17 protein-coding genes are annotated in these 20,233 nt (G+C 67.6%); 11 read left to right on the forward strand and 6 right to left on the reverse strand.

Annotated elements, in window-relative coordinates; genetic code table 11:
- The first annotated feature begins 4 nt into the window (after positions 1-4).
- The 4 genes from DT074_RS14950 to DT074_RS14965 all read left to right on the forward strand — a co-directional run bounded on the left by DT074_RS14950 (position 5) and on the right by DT074_RS14965 (position 5,193).
- Positions 5-1,549: an ABC transporter substrate-binding protein gene (locus tag DT074_RS14950; protein ID WP_119420655.1), complete on the forward strand. Its 1,545-nt coding sequence runs from the start codon at positions 5-7 to the stop codon at positions 1,547-1,549.
- A gap of 21 nt (positions 1,550-1,570) precedes the next feature.
- The gene (locus DT074_RS14955; RefSeq protein ID WP_119420656.1) at positions 1,571-2,833 is read left to right on the forward strand and encodes an alkaline phosphatase family protein; all 1,263 of its coding nucleotides are present in this window, start codon (positions 1,571-1,573) and stop codon (positions 2,831-2,833) included.
- 87 nt (positions 2,834-2,920) lie between these two features.
- On the forward strand, positions 2,921-4,561 hold the full coding sequence (locus DT074_RS14960) for an ABC transporter substrate-binding protein (RefSeq protein ID WP_119420657.1): 1,641 nt from the start codon (positions 2,921-2,923) through the stop codon (positions 4,559-4,561).
- A 140-nt stretch (positions 4,562-4,701) separates the two neighbouring features.
- The gene (locus DT074_RS14965; protein ID WP_119420658.1) at positions 4,702-5,193 is read left to right on the forward strand and encodes a GNAT family N-acetyltransferase; all 492 of its coding nucleotides are present in this window, start codon (positions 4,702-4,704) and stop codon (positions 5,191-5,193) included.
- A gap of 16 nt (positions 5,194-5,209) precedes the next feature.
- Here DT074_RS14965 and DT074_RS14970 read toward each other — a convergent pair whose 3' ends face one another.
- Positions 5,210-6,754, reverse strand: coding sequence for an acetolactate synthase large subunit (locus DT074_RS14970; protein ID WP_119420659.1), 1,545 nt, complete (start codon positions 6,752-6,754; stop codon positions 5,210-5,212).
- A 113-nt stretch (positions 6,755-6,867) separates the two neighbouring features.
- A complete protein-coding gene (locus DT074_RS14975) occupies positions 6,868-7,443 on the reverse strand; it encodes a hemerythrin domain-containing protein (protein ID WP_119420660.1) in 576 nt (191 codons plus the stop codon).
- A 187-nt stretch (positions 7,444-7,630) separates the two neighbouring features.
- Here DT074_RS14975 and DT074_RS14980 point away from each other — a divergent pair, with 187 nt between their 5' ends.
- The 4 genes from DT074_RS14980 (at position 7,631) to DT074_RS14995 (ending at position 12,969) form a co-directional block, all read left to right on the forward strand.
- Positions 7,631-7,909: a succinate dehydrogenase assembly factor 2 gene (locus tag DT074_RS14980; RefSeq protein ID WP_119420661.1), complete on the forward strand. Its 279-nt coding sequence runs from the start codon at positions 7,631-7,633 to the stop codon at positions 7,907-7,909.
- Between the two features lie 5 nt (positions 7,910-7,914).
- Positions 7,915-11,409 carry a transcription-repair coupling factor gene (gene mfd, locus DT074_RS14985; protein WP_119420662.1) on the forward strand — a complete coding sequence of 1,165 codons (3,495 nt, stop codon included), beginning with the start codon at positions 7,915-7,917 and terminating at the stop codon, positions 11,407-11,409.
- Between the two features lie 118 nt (positions 11,410-11,527).
- Positions 11,528-12,604: a hypothetical protein gene (locus DT074_RS14990; protein ID WP_119420663.1), complete on the forward strand. Its 1,077-nt coding sequence runs from the start codon at positions 11,528-11,530 to the stop codon at positions 12,602-12,604.
- Between the two features lie 38 nt (positions 12,605-12,642).
- Complete coding sequence (locus DT074_RS14995; RefSeq protein WP_119420664.1) at positions 12,643-12,969, forward strand: hypothetical protein; 327 nt, start codon at positions 12,643-12,645, stop codon at positions 12,967-12,969.
- A gap of 17 nt (positions 12,970-12,986) precedes the next feature.
- On the opposite strand, the gene DT074_RS15000 is transcribed toward DT074_RS14995, so the two are convergent.
- Entirely contained in the window at positions 12,987-14,153 is a 1,167-nt protein-coding gene (locus tag DT074_RS15000; RefSeq protein WP_119420665.1) for an acyl-CoA dehydrogenase family protein, read from the reverse strand.
- A complete protein-coding gene (locus tag DT074_RS15005) occupies positions 14,150-15,226 on the reverse strand; it encodes a diiron oxygenase (RefSeq protein WP_119420666.1) in 1,077 nt (358 codons plus the stop codon). Before DT074_RS15005 ends, DT074_RS15000 begins: the two co-directional genes overlap by 4 nt.
- 189 nt (positions 15,227-15,415) lie before the next feature.
- On the opposite strand from DT074_RS15005, the gene DT074_RS15010 reads away from it, so the two are divergent.
- From DT074_RS15010 to DT074_RS15020, 3 genes are all read left to right on the forward strand, one after another.
- Positions 15,416-16,432, forward strand: a complete 1,017-nt coding sequence (locus DT074_RS15010) for a TRAP transporter substrate-binding protein (RefSeq protein WP_119420667.1) — start codon at positions 15,416-15,418, stop codon at positions 16,430-16,432.
- A 62-nt stretch (positions 16,433-16,494) separates the two neighbouring features.
- Positions 16,495-16,995 (forward strand): TRAP transporter small permease, encoded by a 501-nt coding sequence (locus tag DT074_RS15015; protein WP_119420668.1) that lies wholly within the window; start codon positions 16,495-16,497, stop codon positions 16,993-16,995.
- The gene (locus DT074_RS15020) at positions 16,992-18,257 is read left to right on the forward strand and encodes a TRAP transporter large permease (RefSeq protein ID WP_119420669.1); all 1,266 of its coding nucleotides are present in this window, start codon (positions 16,992-16,994) and stop codon (positions 18,255-18,257) included. The genes DT074_RS15015 and DT074_RS15020 overlap by 4 nt, the downstream gene beginning before the upstream one ends.
- A gap of 11 nt (positions 18,258-18,268) precedes the next feature.
- Here DT074_RS15020 and nudC read toward each other — a convergent pair whose 3' ends face one another.
- Positions 18,269-19,207: an NAD(+) diphosphatase gene (nudC, locus tag DT074_RS15025; RefSeq protein ID WP_119420670.1), complete on the reverse strand. Its 939-nt coding sequence runs from the start codon at positions 19,205-19,207 to the stop codon at positions 18,269-18,271.
- A 48-nt stretch (positions 19,208-19,255) separates the two neighbouring features.
- The gene (locus tag DT074_RS15030) at positions 19,256-20,185 is read right to left on the reverse strand and encodes a histone deacetylase family protein (protein ID WP_119420671.1); all 930 of its coding nucleotides are present in this window, start codon (positions 20,183-20,185) and stop codon (positions 19,256-19,258) included.
- Between the last annotated feature and the right edge of the window lie 48 nt (positions 20,186-20,233).

A 20,233-nucleotide genomic window follows, 5' to 3' on the forward strand; every position in this document is an offset into this window, starting at 1 on the left:
GACAATGAAGAAGCACATTCTTGCTGCCGCGTTGCTCGTCGCTGCGGGTAGCGCGCTGGCCGACGATCGGCCGGCACTGCGCATCGGCGTGGCCGAAGTGCCGCCGGGCCTGGAGCCGGCGCAGCAGCTCTCGAATGTCGGCACCCGTGTGACCTACTCGATGTTCGACACGTTGATCCGGCGCGACTTCCTGTCCGCGCCGGGTGGCGGTGGGTCGAAGCTGGTGCCGCATCTGGCGACCGAATGGACGCGCCTCTCGCCGACCGAGCTTCGGGTGAAGATCCGGCCCGGCGTCAAGTTCCACAACGGCGACGAACTGACCTCGGACGATGTGGCGTTCACTTTCGCCGAGGGTCGGCTCTGGGGCGAGAAGCGCACTATTCCCGAGGGTCCGGCCTATTTCGGCACCTTGGCCAAGGTAGAGGCCGAGGACCGCTACACCGTCAAGTTCACCACCCGCGTGCCCGATGTGCTGCTGGAACAGCGGCTGGCTTCGTGGTGCGCCTGGATCGTCAACAAGCGCGCCTACGAGGCCGCCGGGATCGACGGCTTCGCGCAAGCGCCGGTCGGCACCGGGCCTTACAAGATCAAGGCGCTGAAGCGCGACGAGGCGATCGAGCTCGACGCCTTCGACGATTATTTCATGGGTCGGCCGACGGCGCGAAGCGTCAGCTTCCGGCAGATACCGGAACTCGCCGGCCGCACCGCGGGCCTCGCCTCGGGCGAGTTCGACATCATCACCAACGTGCCGCCGGACCAGATCGCGACCATCCGCAAGTACAAGGAGGCGGAGCTTCGCTCCGTCGTGCTGGCGAACTCGCACATGCTGGTCTTCGACCAGCGCGGCGAGGCGATGGGCGACAAGCGCATCCGTCAGGCGCTCTCGCTCGCCATCGACCGCAAGGCGCTGGTCGATGCGCTGTGGCACGGCCTCGCCGAGATTCCGCCCGGCCACAACTACGCCGAATACGGCGACATGTTTCTGGCTGACCGCAAGCCGCCGGCCTTCGACCCGGCGCGCGCGAAGCAGCTGCTGCAGGAAGCGGGCTACAAGGGCGAGAAGATCACCTACCGCACCATGCCGCACTACTACACCAACGCCCTCGCTGCGGCGCAGATCATGGTGGAGATGTGGAAGGCGGTCGGCATCAATGCCGAACTGAAGGTGGTGGAGAACTTCCAGCAGATCAACGCCGCCGGCGCCCAGATCGGCAACTGGTCGAACTCGACCCGTTTCCCCGATCCGCTCGGCGCCATCTGGATCGCCTGGGGCCCGAAGGGGCCGGTGCAGCTCCGCAAGGCCTGGACCAGCGCCGGTGCGGAGACGTTCACGGCGCTCGGCCAGAAGCTGGAAGCGGCGACGGCGACGCCGGAGCGGCGCGAGCTGTTCCGCCAGATGCTGGACGTGTTCGAGGACGAGGTGCCGGGCACGGTGCTGTACCAGCCGATCGAGAGCTACGGCGTGGCGAAGAAGGTGCGCTGGCAGCCCTATACCTTCTATTTCATGGATCTCCGGCCCTATAACCTGAGCTTCAGCCCCGCCAGCTGAGCCGATCGGGAGCTAAGACGAATGGCCCGCCGTGCCGTCCTCGTTCTGTGCGACAGCCTCCGCCGCGACCTGATCACGCCGGAGGTGGCGCCGACCTTGAGCGGGCTCGCCCACGACTTCGCCGACTATGTCCGCAGTCGCAGCGTGTTCCCTTCGACGACGCGCACCGCGTCGGCCTCGATCTCGACCGGCTGCTGGCCGCTCAGCCACGGCCTGCTCGGCAACACGATGGCGCTGGACGAAGGCGAGGGGCTGGTCTGCCGCAATGCCGGCTTCCCCGATTTCCGTGGCCGCATGCGGCGCGCCACCGGGCGGACCCTGCACCGGCCGGCACTGGCGGAGCGCCTGCAGGGTCGTGGCGGCGCGATCCTGGTCTCCAACGCCTCACCGGGCGCGGCGCATTTCCAGGACCCGGACGCCTTCGGCACCCTGCATCACCGTTCCGGCTCCTGGGCGCCCGGCGGCGCGCCGCTCGCCGCGGGCGACACCATCGTGACGGAAGCGGGCATGGCCGGAGACCGCCTCGCCACGCGATACTTCTGCGACGAAGTGGTTCGGGGTTCGCGGCCCGGCCTTGCCACGCTCTGGCTGTCGGAGCCGGACAAGACGGGGCACAAGGTCGCGCTCGGCTCGCCCGCGCATCGCGAGGCGATCGCCCATGCCGATGCCTGCGTCGCCGAGGTGCTGGCCGCCATCGCGGCGGAGGAGGCGCGGGGCGAGGAGATCATCGCGGTCTTCATGGCCGATCACGGCATGGAGACGACGATCGACACCATCCCGCTGACCGAGATGCTGGTGGCCGAAGGATTGAAGGCGGCGCTGGACAGCACCGAGATCGTGGTGGCGCCGAACGGATCGGCCGGGACGATCTATGCCAGCGCCGACGGCTGGGCGAAGCTCGACCGTGTGCAGGCCTTCATCGCGGCGCAGCTCTGGTGCGGGCGACTCATTCCGCAAGGCGAGCTGACCGAACACGGGCTGCCGTCGGACGGCCGCATCGGCTTCGCCTTCGCCATGCGGCACGATCCGGCCCGCAACGAGCACGGCGTTTCCGGCCATACCGACATCCTGGAGGATCCGGAGAAGGACACGATCTATACCGGCTTCGGCCAGCATGGCGGGCTGGGCCCGAACGAGCAGGCGCCGTTCCTGTTCGTGCGCAGCGCCGGCCATCGCGGCCGGGGGCCGGTGGATCGGCCGGCCGGCATCGTCGATGCGGCCCCGACCATCCTTGAATTCCTGGCGTTGTCACACGAAGGCTGCGACGGGCGGCCGCTGCGCTGACGGGTTCATCAAAGCGACACCGAACCGACGCGGCGGAGCAATCGACTCCCTCTAGATCGGCGAGACCGCCGTGAGAGGGGAGTTGCAATGTCCAAGATCGATCGCCGCAAGCTGTTGAAGTCCGGAGCCGCCGCCGCAAGCGTGCCATTCGTGCTGCCGCGCATTGCCATCGCGCAGGCCGACAACCGCCCGACCATCACGGTCGCCGTGCAGAAGGTCGCCAACAGCAACACGCTGGAAGTGCTGCGCGAGCAGTCCAATGTCGGCGCGCGCATCTTCTACAGCATCTACGAAGGCCTGATCGATCAGGACTACCAGGGCAATCTGGAGATGAAGCCGGGCGTCGCCACCAGCTGGCGCCGCATCGACGACAAGACGGTCGAGCTGAAGCTGCGTCAGGGCGTGAAGTTCCATAACGGCGACACCATGACGGCGGAAGATGTCGTCTACACGTTCGGGCCGGAGCGCATGTTCGGCCGCGGCGGCGCCGCCGAGCCGGGCCGCACCCTGTTCACTCAGGCAGGCGGCGGGCAGGGCAAGGAGCCGCCGCCGGAGATCGCCGCGGTCGCCAAGCGCTGCTGGCCCCAGCTCGACCGCATCGAGATCGTCGACAAGGAGACGGTCCGCTTCCACAACAAGACGCCCGACGTCACCACCGAGGGCCGCATCGCCCGCATGGTGTCGGAGATCATCTCCCGCCGCGGCTATGAGGAAGCCGGGAGCTGGCTCGAATGGGCCCAGAAGCCGATCGCCACCGGCCCCTACAAGGTGCAGGAGTTCAAGGCGGACCGGCATTTGATCCTGGCGTCGCATGACGAGTACTGGGGCGGCCGGCCGCCGATCAAGGAACTGCGCTTCGTCGAGGTGCCGGAGACGGCGAGCCGCATCAACGGCCTGCTTTCGGGCCAGTTCGATTTCGCCTGCGACATCCCGCCCGACCAGATCGCGACGGTCGAGAAGAATCCGCGATTCGAGGTGCAGGGCGGCCTGATCGGCAACCATCGCATCCTCTGCTTCGACCGCCAGCACCCGGCCATGGTCGACCCCCGCGTGCGCCGCGCCATGACGCATGCGATCGACCGCCAGGCGATCGTCGAGACGCTGTGGCTTGGCCGCACCCGCGTGCCGGCCGGCCTGCAATGGGAATATTACGGGCCGATGTTCGTGGCCGACTGGAAGGTGCCGGAATACGACCCGAAGCTGGCGCAGAAGCTGCTGAAGGAAGCCGGCTACAAGGGGGACCCGATCCCGTTCCGCGTGCTGAACAACTATTACACCAACCAGGTGTCGACGGCGCAGATCGTCACCGAGATGTGGAAGGCGGTCGGCCTCAACGTGCAGATCCAGATGCGCGAGAACTGGCAGCAGATCTTCGACAAGAGCACGCAGCGCGGCGTGCGCGACTGGTCGAACTCGGCGCCGTTCAACGACCCGGTCTCCTCGCTGGTCAACCAGCACGGGCCGCAAGGCCAGCAGCAGCAGATCGGCGAGTGGACCAATGCCGAGTTCAACACCTTGTCGGAGCAGCTCGAGACCTCGACCGATCGCGAGCGCCGCAAGGCCGTGTTCAAGCGCATGCTGGAGATCGCCGAGCGCGAGGATCCGGGCTACACCCTGCTGCACCAGAACTGCACCTTCACCGCCAAGCGGAAGGACATCCAGTGGAAGGCCGCGCAGGCCTTCCAGATGGACTTCCGCGCCCGCAATTTCCAGATGCCGAAGGCGTGACAGGTTCGAGGAGGGACGGGGCGGCGTGCGGACCCGGCTCCGCATCCGCCTGTCCCGTCTCAATATTCGATGCCGGCTCTTTCCCATCGCCGCTCCGACACCTAAAACAATGTAATGAGAGCGGCGTCCGGGAGGCCGACATGCCGAGCGAAATCACAGTGCGGCCGGCGACGGCCGCCGATCACGGCGCGCTGAAAGCGGCCATCATCGACCTGCAGGAATACGAGCGCGCGCTGCATGACAGCCGCCGGCCCGGCCTGACCATCGCCGATGCCTATGTGCCCGACTTGGTGCGGCGCGCCGCGGCGCGGCAGGGCCTGATCGTCATTGCCGAGGAGGGCGGTCGCTTCGCCGGCTATGCCGCCGGCTGGGTGCAGGAGGACGACACCCTGGCCGAGACGCCGGATTCCAACCGCTACGGCTATGTGTTCGATTGCTATGTGGTGCCGGCCCGGCGCGGGCTCGGCATCGCCGGCAAACTGCTCGCCGCGATGGAGGCGCATCTCTGGAAGCAGGGCGTGACGCGGATCCGCATCGGCTCGCTCGCCACCAACCTCGCCGCCCTGCAGGCCTATCGCCGGCAGGGCTTCGTCGCTTACGAGATGGTGCTGGAGAAGCGGCGGCCGACCTAGCAGCGCTTTTCCGGCGTCACATCACCACTTCGATCAGCTTCGGGCCCTGCGACCGCATGGCGCCGGCAAGCGCCTTGTTGAAGCCGTCGATATCGGTCACCTGGGTGCCGGGCACGCCCATGCTCTTGCCCATGGCCACGAAGTCGATGGTCGGACGGTCGACTTCCAGCATGTCCAGCGCGCGGCGGCCCGGATTGCCGGCGCCGACCGCGGCAAGCTCGCCCTTCAGGATCTGGTAGCCGCGGTTGGCGAACACGATCGTCGTCACGTCGAGATTCTCGCGGGCCTGGGTCCACAGCGCCTGGATCGTGTACATGGCGCTGCCGTCGCCTTCCAGGCAGATCACCTTGCGGTCCGGGCAGGCGATGGCGGCGCCGGTCGCGACCGGCGGGCCGAAGCCGATCGAACCACCCATGTTGTTCAGCCAGTCATGCGGCGGCGCGCCGGCGGTGAGCGGGAAGAAGCCGCGGCCGGTGGTCACGCTCTCGTCCACCACGATGGCACCTTCCGGCAAGGCGGCGCCGAGCGCGGCGGCGAGGCTGTCGAGGTTGATCGCGCCGGTCGGCATTTCCGGGCGCTTCGGCTGCTGAACGGCCGCGTCCTTCTCCTTGGCGCCGACCAGGTCGGCGACGCGGGCAAGCGCGTCGATCGCATCCTCGTCGAGCTCGGCCAGGCGGTGCAGCTTGCAGCCCGGCGGATGCTCCTCGCTCGGCGTGTCGGGATAGCCGAAGAACGAGACCGGCGGCTTGGCGCCGACCAGGATGATGTGCTTGAACGGCTCCAGCACCTTCAGCGCCTGCGCGACGACATAGGGCACGCGCAGCACCGGCACGCGGCCGGCGCCGCGTTCCAGCCGCTTGTTAGAGAGTTGGGTCATCAGCTTGGCGCCGGTCTTGGCGCCGATGGCGCCGGCCAGCGCGAGGCCCTTCTGTACCAGCACATGGCCGGTCATCAGGATCAGGGCCGGCTCGCCGCCGCGCAGCACGTCGGCGGCATTGCGCACTCGGTCTTCCGCCACCTTGCGGCGCGCCGGTACGTCAGGAACCTGGGCGATGCCGTCGGCCGGGTTCCAGGCGGTGTCGGCCGGCAGAATGAGGGTGGCAATCTGGCCCGGCGCGGCGCGGGCGGCGGCGATTGCGGCGGCGCCGTCGGCCGCCACGGTCTTCGACGACGGGCTGGTCTTGACCCAGTGCGAGACGGGACGCGCGATGCCTTCGATGTCCGCCGTCAGCGGCGCGTCGTACTTGATGTGGAAGCTCGCATGCTCGCCGACGATGTTGACGATAGGCGAGGCCGCCTTCTTCGCGTTGTGCAGGTTGGCGAGACCGTTGCCGAGGCCAGGGCCCAGATGGAGCAGGGTGGAAGCCGGCTTCTCCGCCATGCGGCCATAGCCGTCGGCGGCGCCGGTGACCACGCCCTCGAACAGGCCTAGCACGCAGCGCATGCCCGGCACGTGGTCGAGCGCGGCGACGAAATGCATTTCGGACGTGCCGGGATTGGCGAAGCAGACATCGACGCCGCCCGCGAGCAGGGTGCGGACCAGGCTTTCGGCACCGTTCATGAACGTTTCTCCTCGGCAGAACTTGTTCTTAGGGCCGCAATCTGCCGCAAGCGGGAGGCCGGCGCCAGGGGGCGCCGGCCTGTCGTGTCCGCTGGTGAGAACGATCAGATCGGTCAGGCCGCGAGCTGCGGGGAGTCGAACGGCTTCCCGCGGGAAAGCTCGCCGCCGTGGAAGGTGCGCGTTTCGGGCGGGCTCATCTCGCCGCTTTCGAACTGGGACTTCAGCTCCTGCTTGCGGCGCATCATCTGCTCACCCAGCTGCTTGAGGTCGATATCGGCCGATTTGGCCTGGGCGAACAGGCCGCCGCGCTGCTCTTCCTCCTTCACGTGGTGCTTGATCTCCTCCCGCAGGACGGTGACCTTGGCTTCGTAGAAGGGGTCGTCCGGGCCGCCCGCGAGAATTTCGGAGATCAGAACCTTGGCGCCGTCATGCTCGACATGGGCCTCGTCCAGCATGTCGTCCTCGGCCTGGCCGCGGAGCGAAGGATAGAAGATCTCCTCCTCGATCATGGTGTGGATCATCAGCTCCTGGCAGATCTTCTCCGCCAACGCTGCCTTGCGGTCGCCGCCCTTGGCTTTCTCGAACTTGTCGAACAGGTCCATCACCTCGCGGTGGTCGGCCTTCAGCAGGGCGATCGCGTCCCGCGCCTTGGCGCCGCCCTTGGCGCTCTTCTTCGTCGCTCGTGCCATCGGATGCTCCCGTAACCGGTTGTTTTTGGTGTGCAAGGAACGTCGCGGCGCGGTTCGGGTTCCATCCCGTTGCTTCCCAGACAGGTTGGTCGCCGGGCCAGCCGCTGCTGCCCCGGCAAGCATTGCGGTCTGAAGCTGGCTTGATTGCGCCGCGGGCGGGCTGACAAAGGGGGGCAGGGAGGGCTATATGCCCCGTCCCATGACCGAAGATGACGCCATCCGCCGCAAGCGACTCCTGCACCGCTCGCGCTATACCGGGATCAAGGAGACCGACATCCTGCTCGGCGCGTTCGCCGAGCGGCACTTGCCGGGCTTCGATGCCGGCCAGCTCGACCGCTACGAGGCGCTGCTCGAAACCGGGTCCGACCCGGTTATCTATGCCTGGGCCATCGGCGCCATCCCGGTGCCGCCGGAGCACGACAACGACGTGATGGCGCTGCTCAAGGCGTTCAGGCTGAAGGTCTGAGGCGGATGGCGCTGTCCTTCGATCGCCTGCTCAAACCGCCCGCGCGCATCGAGATCGGCGGCGTTCCGGAGGGCCACGACGCACGGCTGATCGCGCAGATCGCGGCGCTGGCCGAGGGCGGCGTGCTGCATGTGGCACGGGACGATGCGCGGCTCTCGGTGCTGGCTCAGGCGCTCGGCTTCTTTGCCCCCGGCCTCGTCGTCTATCAGATCCCGGCCTGGGACTGCCTGCCCTACGACCGGGTGTCGCCGAACGCCGAGATCGTCAGCCGGCGCATGGACGCGCTGGCCCAGCTCGCGCTGAAGTCGCCCGGCAAGGGCGCGGTGGTGCTGACGACCGTCGCCGCCGTGCTTCAGCGCGTGCCATCGCGGGAGCTGCTGCGCAGCTCTGCCTTCATCGTTCGGGCGCGCGACCGGCTGGACGAGAAGGCATTGCTCGACTTTCTGACGCGGCACGGGTTCCAGCGCGCCGGCACGGTGATGGAGCCGGGCGACTTTGCGGTGCGCGGCGGGCTGATCGACGTGTTCCCGCCGGGATCGGAAGAGCCCTATCGGATCGATCTGTTCGGCGACCAGGTGGAGCGGCTGCGCCGCTTCGATCCGCTGACCCAGCGTTCCACGGGCGATGCCAAGGAGCTGCGCCTGGTGCCGATGAGCGAGGCGCCGCTGGACCCCGAAACCATCGCCCGCTTCCGTCAGGGCTACCGCCACCATTTCGGTGCGGTGACCGACAAGGATCCGCTCTATCTCTCGGTCTCGGAAGGGCGGAAGCATGTCGGCATGGAGCACTGGCTGCCGCTGTTCCACGACCGGCTGGAGACCGTGCTCGACTATGTGCCGGATGCGGTGCTGACCCTGGACCCGCTGGCGCGGGACGCGGTCGAGGCGCGCCTCACCACCATCAACGACTACTACGAGGCGCGCGACGAGGCGCGGAAGTCCGGGCTGGAGGAGGCCGGCGCCCCTTACAAGCCGTTGCCGCCGAACCTGCTCTACCTGGATGCGCAGGCCTGGGCCCTGGCGATCGACCGCCGCTCGGTCGCCGCGCTGACGCCGAACCAATTGCCGCCCGAAGGACCGCATGTCCTCAATGCGGGCGGCAAGCAGGGCCGCGATTTCGCGCCTGAGCGCAACCAGCCCGGCACGAATTTATACGAGGCCGCGCGCGACTATCTGGCGGCGCTGCGCCGGACCGGCCGGCGCGTCCTGGTCGCCTGTTTCACGCCCGGTGCGCGAGAGCGGTTCGGGCAGCTGCTGCGCGATCACGGGGCCGACAGGCTCTCCGATGCCGAGACCTGGACGGAAGCGACCAAGCTGCCGCCCGATGTCGCCGGCATGGTGGTGCTCGGCATCGAGCACGGTTTCGAGACCGACGATCTCGTCGTCATCGGCGAGCAGGACGTGCTCGGCGACCGCCTGGTGCGCCCGCGCCGCAAGAGCCGGCGGGCCGCCAATTTTATCGCCGAGGCGACCTCCCTTTCGGTCGGCGACCTCGTGGTGCATGTCGATCACGGCATCGGCCGCTACGAGGGGCTGATGACGCTCGACGTCTCGGGCGCGCCGCATGACTGCCTGCTGGTCGTCTATGACGCCGGCGACAAGCTCTATGTGCCGGTCGAGAACATCGAGGTGCTGTCGCGCTACGGCTCGGAGGAGACCGGCGCCGTGCTCGACCGGCTCGGCGGTGTCGGCTGGCAGCACCGCAAGGCGCGCCTGAAGCAGCGCCTGAAGGACATGGCGGAGGAGCTGATCAAGATCGCCGCCGCGCGCCAGCTGCGCCAGGCCGAGCACGTGACGCCGCCGGAAGGCCTGTACGACGAGTTCTGCGCCCGCTTCCCTTACGAGGAGACCGACGACCAGGCGCGGGCCATCGACGACACTCTGGAGGATCTCGCCTCCGGCCGGCCGATGGACCGACTGGTCTGCGGCGATGTCGGCTTCGGCAAGACCGAGGTGGCGCTGCGCGCCGCCTTCGTTGCCGCCATGCAGGGCCTGCAGGTGGCGATCGTCTGTCCCACCACCTTGCTCTCGCGCCAGCATCACCAGCGCTTCGTCGAGCGCTTCCGCAACCTGCCGCTGAAGGTGGCGCAGCTCTCGCGCCTGGTCACCGGCAAGGAAGCGGCCGAGGTCAAGCAGGGTCTGGCCGACGGCTCGATCGACATCGCCATCGGCACCCACGCGCTGTTCGGGAAGGGGGTGTCGTTTAAGCGGCTCGGCCTCGTGGTGATCGACGAGGAGCAGCATTTCGGCGTCAAGCACAAGGAGCGGCTGAAGCAGCTGCGCGCCGAGGTGCATGTGCTGACGCTGACGGCAACGCCGATCCCGCGCACCTTGCAGCTCGCCCTGTCGGGCGTGCGCGAGATGAGCCTGATTGCGACACCGCCGGTGGACCGTCTCGCCGTGCGCACCTTCGTGCTGCCCTTCGATCCGGTGATCGTGCGCGAGGCCATTCTGCGCGAGCGCTACCGGGGCGGCCAGGTCTTCTATGTCTGTCCGCGCATCGAGGACCTGCCGACGGTGACCGAGTTCCTGCGCGAGCACGTGCCAGAGGTGCGCTTTGCGGTGGCGCACGGCCGGTTGGCGCCGACCGAGCTCGAGCAGATCATGTCGGGCTTCTACGACCGGCAGTTCGACGTGCTGGTCTCCACCACCATCGTCGAGAGCGGCCTCGACATCCCGACCGCCAACACGCTTGTGGTGCACCGCGCCGATATGTTCGGCCTGGCCCAGCTCTATCAGCTGCGCGGCCGCATCGGCCGCGCCAAGGTGCGGGGCTACGCCTATCTGACGCTCGCCGCCAACAAGCCGCCGACGGCGGCAGCGGAGAAGCGGCTGCAGGTGCTGCAGGCCCTCGACAGCCTCGGTGCCGGCTTCCAGCTCGCCAGCCACGACCTCGACCTGCGCGGCGCCGGCAACCTGCTCGGCGAGGAGCAGTCGGGCCATATCAAGGAGGTCGGCCTGGAGCTCTATCAGGAGCTGCTGGAAGAGGCCGTCGCCGCGGCCAAGGGCGAGAGCGCGGCCGAGGAGCAATGGTCGCCGCAGATCAATCTCGGCACCGCGGTCCTGATTCCCGAGCCCTATGTCGCGGATCTTTCGGTCCGGCTCGACCTCTATCGCCGGCTCGGCCGGGTGGAGGATCAGGCGGAGATCGAGAGCTTCGCCGCCGAACTCGCCGACCGCTTCGGCCCGCTGCCGGTCGAGGTGAAGCATCTCCTGGAAGTGATGACCATCAAACGGCTCTGCCGCGTCGCCGGCGTCGAGCGGGTCGAGGCCGGCCCGCGCGGCGCCACCATCACCTTCCGCCCCTCGGGCCTCGCCAATCCGGCCGGTCTGGTCGCCTGGATCGCCCAGCAGCAGGGCAGCGCCAAGCTGCGCCCGGATCAGAAGCTGGTCCTGCTGCGCGACTGGGAAGATACGGACCAGCGCATCGCCGGCACCCGCCGCACCGTCACCAAACTCGCCGAAATCGCCCAGGCGGTGCCGAGACAGGCGGCCTCATAGGCGCGACGTGGGCAGGGAGCCAGCGCCGGTCCCGGAAGCACGGAAGTGCTTACAACGTTGAGTTTGGTGAAAAACACTGCATTATCGTCCCCGCGGAAATCGTCGAGGGGGGCACCACATGCTTGCGACGATTCGATGGCTCGCCCTGCTATTGGTTGCCGGGCTCACCGCTTGCGCGCAGATACCGCAACAGGAGCTGACCCAGTATCGAAGCGCTTTCGCCGAAGCGCATCGCGTATCGGACGAGATCCTGATCGATTTTGCGCTGGCCATTCAAGCGCAGACGGATCAGCAATCCGCGCAGGCCGCGCCGCGCCCGTCGGCTGCTTTCAGCGGCCAGCTGACCGACGCCGTCCTCGCCAAGCCGGACGCAATCGCCACGCGCCGCCTTGCGTTTCGCACCATCGCCCAGTTCAACGACGTGCTGGTCACCCTGGCCGAGGGAAAGAGCGAGGAGACCATGCGCGCCGCCGCCGGCGGCTTCGTCACCACGGCAAGCCAGTTCGTGACCGCCATCAGCGGCGCGGCGGTTCCCGGGCTTTCCTCGGTTGTGGGTTTGGTACAGACCCTAGCCGGCGCGATGGAACGGGCGCGCCTGCGGGAGGAGTTTGCGCGTGCGTCCCGACAGGGCGCGCCTACGATCGACAAGATGCTGGTCGCCCTGTCGGCGGACCGACAGGATCATTGGGCGCTGCGGATCGAGGCGGCGAATGCGCGGTTGCTGGGCGCGGTCGACCGGGCCACGGCCACCACCAGAACGATCCGTGCGCTCGCGGCGAGCCATGCCAAGCCGGCCGGCGCGGATCCGCTGTCCGGGCTGCAGCAGGCGCTTGCCGATGCCCTGACCCCCGCAGCCCAGCACCTCAACTTCGATCTTCCGGTTGCGCTCGCCTATGGCCCGGGAACTCCGTTCGGGCCCGATCAGGAGGCGCTGGTGAAGCAACTCGTGCAGGAAGCCGCCCGACAGGCATCCGCGATCGCGGCGATCCGGGTCGAGGTCGGCGCGCTGGAAAAGTCTCTGGTGAATTACGGCAAGCTGCTTGAGGCGACGCGCATCGCGCTGAAGGAGATGGTCGAGGCGATCGACAAGCCGCGCGACCTGACAGCCATCTCCGAGGACCTGTTCGGCCTCGCCTTCGCGGTGAAGCGCGATATCGACGGCTTTCGCGCCGCGCTGCGCACGACCGTGCCGTAGCGTTCCGACCAGACCTGGCCCGCGAGAGGAGCCGCGCAATGGCTGACACCGCAAAGCCGATCAAGCAGCTTTACGACGAGGGAATGGCGGAGGTCTTCCGCGTCGTCGGCTCGCTGGATGCCACCGACGATCAGGTCAAGCTTGCCAAGCAGACCGCGAAGGATCTGTCGTCCATGCTGGTCGCGCACACATTGCAGACCATCGAGGGGCGCACGGCGCTGCTGGCCGGATTGATCGTGGAGCTGCGGCAGGTGATCGATTCCGTGCAGACCAGTCCCCCCTTGGCCAAGACGTTGACCAACCTGACGACGATCCTGGGCAAGGCGCAGACTCTATTCGCGAAAGAGAAGAAGGGCCTCGTCTGAGCGCGCGGCCGCGCCGCTCAACCGACCGATCTGAGCCCGCCCAGCATGTCGCGGGCGATGGTGTCGAGCTGGATCTCCGAGGTGCCTTCGAACAGGCGGAACAGGCGGGTGTCGCGGTAGAGCCGCGTCACCGCATTGTTCTCCATGAAGCCCATGCCGCCATGGACCTGGACGCAGCGGTCGGCGACCCGGCTCACCATCTCGGAGGCGAACCACTTGGCGGCGGAGATGTCGGGCGCCGGGATCTGGCCGCTGTCGAAGCGCTGCGCCACGTCGAGGGTCAGCGCGCGGGCGGCCAGCATCTCGGCCTTCGATTCCGCCAGCTTGGCGCGCACCGCCTGGAAGGCGCCGATCGGCTTGCCGAACTGATGCCGCTCCAGGGCACGCGCCGTGGTCTCCTCGATCAGGCGGATCGCCTGACCGACGCACGTCGCAGCGACATGGGTGCGGGCGTGGTTGATGCCGCGCAGCGCGGCGTGCAGACCTTTGCCCTCGACACCGCCGAGCAGGCAGGAAGCCGGCACGCGGCAATCCTCGAAATAGACTTCCGTGGAGGTCGAGCCTGTCTGGCCAAGCATCCGTGGAATCTCGCCAATCCGGATTCCGAGCGTGCCCCCGTCGACCAGGAAAGCTGACATGCCGCCGGCGCCCGGCTTGCTCTGGTCGGTGCGCGCCATGACCACGAAGACATCGGCGTCCGGCGCATTGGTGATGTAGCGCTTGGTGCCGTTCAGGACGTAGTCGCCGCCATGCCTGACCGCGGTGGCGCGCGCGCTCCCGGCATCGGATCCGGCCTCGGGCTCGGTCAGGGCGAAGGCGCCGGTACAGTCGCCGCGCGCCATGCGCGGCAGGTACTTCCGCTTCTGCTCCTCGGTGCCGTGATCGAGGATCGCCTGGGAGCAGAGCCCGATCGTGGTGGAGAAGCGCGAGCGGTAGACGTTGGAGGCCTGGGTGAACTCGATGGTGAGCCTGACCTGCTGCACCATCGAGAAGCCGAGGCCGTCATAGGCGGGCGGCAGCGAAATGCCGAACAGGCCGATGCGCCGGATCTCGTCGACGATCTCCGGCGGGATGCGGCCCTCGGCTTCGAGCCTGGGCTCGTTCGGCTTCAGGACATCGGCCGTGAAGGCGCGGATGCGGGCGAGGTAGGATTCGAAATCCTCGCCCGCGTGTCCGCTGGTCATTCCGCCGCGGCGGCGACGGCGCTGTCGCGCAGGCGCGTCTTGGCGTCGAACTCCTCCGCCACCTTGTCGTCGTTGGCGAGGATGGCGGCGGCATCGACCTTGGCGAAATCCATCACGCCCATGTCGCTGTAGCCCTTCTGCACGATCGGGCCCCACAGGCCGATATCCTTCACCGTCGGCACGATGCGGGTGAAGAGACGGGTGCGGAATTGCTTCATCTGGTCGGATTCCATCACCGCCGCCGCGCACTCCTCGGCCGGGAAGTCGAGCCGCTCCCACAGCTCCCACTGATTGAAGCGGTCGCGCATGTGGTAGCAGGCCTCGACCACGAACTGCTCGCGCTCGTCGCGCTCGGCCTGGGTGAGTTGCGGGTAGTAGTCGCGCAGCGAGAGCCGGCCGAAGGCGACGTGGCGTGCCTCGTCCTGCATGACATAGGCATTGACCGCGGCGGCCAGCGGGTTCTGCGCGAAGTCGCGGATGCGCTGGAAGGCGGCCAGCGCCAGGCCTTCGATCAGGATCTGCATCGTGAGATAGGTCATGTCCCACCGCTTGTCCGACAGGCCCTGCTCCAGCAGCGTCTTCAGGCCCTTGGTGATCGGGTAGCAGAGCTCGAACTTCTCGTGCAGCAGGCGCGAATAGGCCTCGACATGGCGCGCCTCGTCCATCACCTGGGTCGCCGCATAGAACTTCGCGTCGATGCCCGGCACAGTCTCGACGATCTTGGCGGTCGCGATCAGCGCGCCCTGCTCGCCATGCATGAACTGCGACAGCGTATGGGCCTGCTGGTGGTGGCGCACCTGGGCGCGTTCCTTGGCGTTGAGCTTGTCCCAGAGCGGCGAGCCGTAGATGGCGATCATGCGGTCGTCCAGGCCCATCGGGTTCTCGGGATCGAGATCCTGCGACCAGTCGATCCGGGTCGAGGCATCCCATTGCTGCTTCTTGCCCTTGTCGTAGAGCTCGAGCAGGCCCTTGCGCTCATCCTCATATTCCCAGCGGAAGCAGACCTCCGTCTGGCCCTCGAACTTCCACTCGGTCTGCTCGACCGGCAGCGTGTAACGACCCATCGTCGACATTGTGATTCTCCCTGAACCTGATCCCGATATCGAGCCTGGCCGGATCCGACCCGGGCCGCTGTGATACGCATCCTAGCCTGCGTGGCGGGGGAGGGGGCAAGCGGCGACATTGCGGCCGGCCGCGCGGGCGGCTAGCGTGCGCGGCGCATGACGCCTCAACGGTGCATGCCCTTTGGGGAGGTATGATTAATGAGACAGCTTCTGGCGGCCGCCGCGGGCGCGGCCTTGGCAATTGGGATTGCGGGTGCGGCTGCCCAGGAGAAGCCGATCGAGCTGCGCTATACGTCGGGCGCGCCGCCGAAAACGCCGTGGGAAAAGCAGATCAACCGCTTCGTCGATGATGTGGCCCGGGAGAGCAAGGGCCAGATCAAGATCGTGCCGTACATCAACGCCCAGCTCGGCAACGAGCAGGACACGATGCAGCAGATCGCGCGCGGGCGCATCGATGTCGGCGGGTTCTCGGTTACCGCGGCGGCGCTGCTCGCACCTGAGCTCGGCCTGATGAGCGTGCCCTTCCTGTGGAAGAGCCACGCCGAGTTCGACTGCGTACAGGACAACCATCTGTTCGACTTCTCCGCCGAACTGCTGGAAAAGCGCGGCGCCATCCTGATCGGCTGGACCGAGGTGGGTACCGTCGATGTCGTCGGCAAGAAGCCGCTGCTCAAGCCCGAGGACGTCAAGGGCATGAAAGTGCGCGTCGCGCCGAGCAAGACCGCGGCGGTGTTCTGGAAGGCCCTTGGCGCAAACGGCACGCCGCTCGGCATCACCGAGATCAATTCGGGTCTGCAGACCGGCCTCGTCGAGGCCGCCGACCTGCCGATCACGTTCTATTTCCCGGCGGGTGTCGGCAAGCTGGCGCCGCATGTGACGATGACTCAGCATGTCCTGGCCGGCGGTGTTTCCGTCGTGTCCAAGCAGACCTGGAAGAAGTTGGATCCACAGCATCAGAGCATTATCTCCAAGGTCGCCCTCAGTTCGCCGCCGGAGCTGCTGCGCAAGGAAGTGCGCGGCATGGAAGCCTATCTCCGCCAGCAGCACGTGAAGGCGGGCGGCACCATCCATCAGATCTCAGAAGCCGAGCGCGATGCCTGGCGGCGGATGGTCGAGCCCTCGTGGCCCGAGATGGTGAAGTCGGTCGGCGGCCAGGGCGAGAAATTCTGGAAGCTGATCCAGGACGGCAAGAAGGCCTGCGCCAAGGCCTCGTAAGCGCAGCGGCAATTCACCCCACCGCCCCGCCGCCCGGCGGGGCGGCTCTCTTCGAGACCCGCATGGAATCCGCCCGTCGCTTCCTGGACGGCCTTCACCGCGTCGAATGCCTCGTCGCCGTGGCCGCCTTCTCATTCATCGCGCTCATCCTGCTGGCCGATACGCTGGGCCGCGAGCTGTTCTCCCAGGGTGTGTTCGGGGCCCAGCGCTATGCCGTCTTCGCGCTGGTGATCGGCGCGTATATGGGACTTGGCATTGCCACCGCGACGGGCTCGCACCTGAGACCGCGATTTGCCGACAGCTGGCTGCCCGCAGCATGGGGGCCGGCGGTCGACCGCGTGGCCGATCTGGTCACCGGGCTGTTCCTGACCGGGGTCGCCGCGGCGGCAGCCATGTTCGTGCTGCAATCGATCGAGGTGGAAGAGCGCACCATGGTTCTGGATTGGCTAGTCTGGCCATTCCAGCTGGCAATTCCACTCGGCTTCCTTTCGGCGGCGATCCGCTATTTCTTCTTCGCCGCCTACCCGGTCCTTCGGCCCAAGCCGGCGGAGGGCCAGGAATGATCATCGCCCTCGGCGCCATCGGCATGACGCTGCTGCTGCTGGTCCTGCGGCAGCCTCTGCTGGTCGTCCTGCTCGCCATCGTCGCCTATCTGCGGCTGGTCTGGGGCCGCGGCGACCTGACCTACATCATTGACGACCTGTGGCGCGGCATCGACAAGGAAGTGATCCTCTCGGTGCCGCTGTTCATCCTGTGCGGTGCCGTCATGACGCGCGGATCGATCGCCGAGCGGCTGATCCGCATCATGGTGTCGCTCACCTCGCCGCTGCCGGGCGGGCTCGCCGTCGCCACCATCCTGTCCTGCGCCGTGTTCGCGGCGATCTCGGGCTCGTCGATCGTCACCATGCTGGCGGTCGGTTCGGTGATGTATCCGGCGCTGCTGAAGAACGGCTACGGCAATACATTTTCCCTCGGGGCGATTTGCGCCGGCGGAACGCTCGGCATCATCATCCCGCCATCGATCCCGATGATCCTGTACGGCATCGTGACCGAGGCCTCGGTGACCGACCTTTTCATCAGCGGCATCGGCCCGGGCATCCTGCTGACCGTCGTCCTGGCCGGCTATTCGCTGATCGTGAACCGCAAGTTGGCGGTGCGCGCCTGGGATCTCAGGGAGATCGGCGAGGCGATCCGGCGCGGCATCTGGGCCGCGCTGATGCCGGTCATCCTGCTCGGCGGCATCTACAGCGGCTACTTCACCGCGACCGAGGCGGCGGCCGTGGCGCTGGCCTATGCGCTGCTGGTCGAGGTGCTGATCCACCGCGAACTCCGGTTCCGCGACTTCTACGGCGTGGTGCTGGAGACCTCGAAACTCGGCGGCTCGCTGTTTCCCGTGCTGGCCTGCGCGCTCAGCTTCAACCTGCTGCTGACCGAGGAGCGGGTGCCGAACATGCTGGTCGAATGGATGACCGGCGCGATCGAGAGTCCGGCGGCCTTCATGATCGGCGTCAATGTCATGCTGCTGGCCGTGGGCTGCCTGATGGATACGAGCTCGGCGATCCTGGTCCTGGCGCCGCTGCTCGCGCCGATGGCCGAGGCGTATGGCTACAGCAAGGTCGTGTTCGGCATCATCATGATCCTGAACCTGGAGATCGGCTATCTGACGCCGCCGGTCGGCCTCAACCTGATCGTTGCCATGAGCGCGTTCAAGCAGCCCTTCGGCACGCTGTGCCGCGCGGCCGTGCCGTTTATTCTGCTGATGCTGGCCTGTCTGTTCCTGGTGATCTGGCAGCCCTGGATCGCCATGTATCTGGTCGGTAGCTAGCGACGCTCGCTTCAGGCGCCGTGCAGCCAAGCGCGGGCGAGCTGGTGCGCCAGCGAGAGCGGCGGCGGCATGCGCGGTGTCTCCTGGGTGGTCGAGAGCCGCACCATGCTGGCGATCTCGTCACGGGTGAACCAGCGGGCGTCCTCGAGTTCGTCCTGGTCGACGGTGATCTCGCTCGTCAGCGCCTCGCCGATACAGCCGATCATCAGCGAGCTCGGGAACGGCCAGGGCTGCGAGGCGATGTAGCGCACGGCGCCGACCTTGATGCCTGCTTCCTCGAAGATCTCGCGGCGCACCGCCTCCTCGATGCTCTCGCCGGGCTCCAGGAAGCCGGCCAGCGCCGAGAAGACGCCGGGCACGAAGCGCGGCTGGCGGCCGAGCAGGACCTTGCCGTCCCACACCGTCAGCATGATGGCGACCGGATCGGTGCGCGGGAAATGCTGTGCCTTGCAGCCATCCGCCGTGCAGCGGCGCGAATAGCCGGCATCCTCCATCCGGGTCGGCTGGCCGCAGACGGCGCAAAAACCGTGCCGGTTGTGCCAGTCGAGCATCGAGCGCGCCTGGGCTGTGATGGCGGCATCCGCGGCCGGCAGGGTCATGGCGGCGGAGCGCACGTCGAGCCACTTGCCGCCTTCGTGTCGCGGCGCCGGCGCGGCGGTGACGTCGACCGCGAAATGCGCGATGCCGTCCTCCATGCCGAGCAGGATGCAGGGTGCGCCGGCGCGCAACAGCATCGAGAGCTCGCCGCGCGGGCGCCAGTTCAGCCGGGCGTCCCGGCCGAGCTCCACCGGCACTTTCAGGTCATGCAGCGGCAGGAAGCGCGTCTTGCTGTCGTGCAGCCGGGTGTCGAGCCAGTCGGTATCCTTGCGCAGCGCCGATACGCGGTCGAAGGGACTGCCGGCAAAGGTGATGGGATTGGCGACGGGGGGGATGCTGTTGCTGTCGTTCATTTGGCAGGCACCCTGTCACAGGGCCGGAGCGGCATCAAGCGAGGCGGGTCAGCCCTCCATCAAGGCTTTCACATGGGCCGCGGCGGAAGCGGCCAGGGCGACAAGGTTGTAGCCGCCCTCCAGGGTGGAGACGACCTTGCCGCCGGCATGGCGCCGCGCCACGTCGCAGAGCGCCGTGGTCGCGAAGGCGAAATCCGCCTCCGTCAGGCCGAGCGAGGCCAGCGGGTCGGCGCGATGAGCGTCGAAGCCGGCGGAGATCATCACCAGCTCCGGCCTGAAGGCATCGAGCGCCGGCACGATGTCGCGCTCGATGGCATGGCGGAAGGCATCGGATCCGGCACCCGGCGGCAGGGGCACGTTCAGAATGTTGTCGCCGACGCCGCGCTCGTTGCGATCCCCGGTGCCGGGATAGAGCGGCGACTGATGGGTCGAGGCATAGAACAGGTCGCGGTCGCTCTCGAACGCGGCCTGCGTGCCGTTGCCGTGATGCACGTCGAAATCGATCACGGCGACGCGCCGCATGCCGTGCCGGGCCCGGGCATGCTGGGCGCCGACCGCCACGTTGTTGAACAGGCAGAACCCCATAGCGCGCCCCGGCTCGGCGTGATGGCCGGGTGGACGCACGGCGCAGAAAGCGTTGCGGGCGGCGCCGGTCGTCACGGCGTCGACCGCGGCGCAGACGGCACCGGCGGCACGCAGCGCGGCCTCGCCGGAGCCGGGCGACATCACCGTGTCGCCGTCGACCATGACATGGCCATGGGCTGGCACGTTGCCGAGGATCAGGTCGACATAGGTCGCATCATGCACCCGCACCAGTTCGTCGAGGGAGGCCAGCGGCGCCTCGCGGCGGTCGAGCTCGCGGAACGTGTCGTGGTCCAGCGCCTGCAGCACCGCGCGCAGCCGGTCCGACCGCTCCGGATGGCCGGAGCCCGTATCGTGTGCCAGACAGGCCGCATGGGTAATCAAGGTGGTCGTCATAAAGAAGCGTCCCAATCCCGGGGCAAGTGCTCTGATTTGATTTGTTTC

Origin of the sequence: Desertibaculum subflavum, assembly GCA_003576705.1 — a bacterium.
Taxonomy (GTDB): Bacteria; Pseudomonadota; Alphaproteobacteria; order Ferrovibrionales; family Ferrovibrionaceae; genus Desertibaculum; species Desertibaculum subflavum.

Coding starts and splice junctions, on each gene's coding strand:
- mfd (WP_119420662.1), top strand. CDS start 7,915: ATGGCGCTGTCCTTCGATCGCCTGCTCAAACCGCCCGCGCGCATCGAG.
- DT074_RS14990 (WP_119420663.1), top strand. CDS start 11,528: ATGCTTGCGACGATTCGATGGCTCGCCCTGCTATTGGTTGCCGGGCTC.
- DT074_RS14955 (WP_119420656.1), top strand. CDS start 1,571: ATGGCCCGCCGTGCCGTCCTCGTTCTGTGCGACAGCCTCCGCCGCGAC.
- DT074_RS15010 (WP_119420667.1), top strand. CDS start 15,416: ATGAGACAGCTTCTGGCGGCCGCCGCGGGCGCGGCCTTGGCAATTGGG.
- DT074_RS14960 (WP_119420657.1), top strand. CDS start 2,921: ATGTCCAAGATCGATCGCCGCAAGCTGTTGAAGTCCGGAGCCGCCGCC.
- DT074_RS14980 (WP_119420661.1), top strand. CDS start 7,631: ATGCCCCGTCCCATGACCGAAGATGACGCCATCCGCCGCAAGCGACTC.
- DT074_RS15030 (WP_119420671.1), bottom strand. CDS start 20,185: ATGACGACCACCTTGATTACCCATGCGGCCTGTCTGGCACACGATACG.
- DT074_RS14950 (WP_119420655.1), top strand. CDS start 5: ATGAAGAAGCACATTCTTGCTGCCGCGTTGCTCGTCGCTGCGGGTAGC.
- DT074_RS14965 (WP_119420658.1), top strand. CDS start 4,702: ATGCCGAGCGAAATCACAGTGCGGCCGGCGACGGCCGCCGATCACGGC.
- DT074_RS15000 (WP_119420665.1), bottom strand. CDS start 14,153: ATGACCAGCGGACACGCGGGCGAGGATTTCGAATCCTACCTCGCCCGC.
- DT074_RS14995 (WP_119420664.1), top strand. CDS start 12,643: ATGGCTGACACCGCAAAGCCGATCAAGCAGCTTTACGACGAGGGAATG.
- DT074_RS14970 (WP_119420659.1), bottom strand. CDS start 6,754: ATGAACGGTGCCGAAAGCCTGGTCCGCACCCTGCTCGCGGGCGGCGTC.
- nudC (WP_119420670.1), bottom strand. CDS start 19,207: ATGAACGACAGCAACAGCATCCCCCCCGTCGCCAATCCCATCACCTTT.
- DT074_RS15020 (WP_119420669.1), top strand. CDS start 16,992: ATGATCATCGCCCTCGGCGCCATCGGCATGACGCTGCTGCTGCTGGTC.
- DT074_RS15015 (WP_119420668.1), top strand. CDS start 16,495: ATGGAATCCGCCCGTCGCTTCCTGGACGGCCTTCACCGCGTCGAATGC.
- DT074_RS15005 (WP_119420666.1), bottom strand. CDS start 15,226: ATGTCGACGATGGGTCGTTACACGCTGCCGGTCGAGCAGACCGAGTGG.
- DT074_RS14975 (WP_119420660.1), bottom strand. CDS start 7,443: ATGGCACGAGCGACGAAGAAGAGCGCCAAGGGCGGCGCCAAGGCGCGG.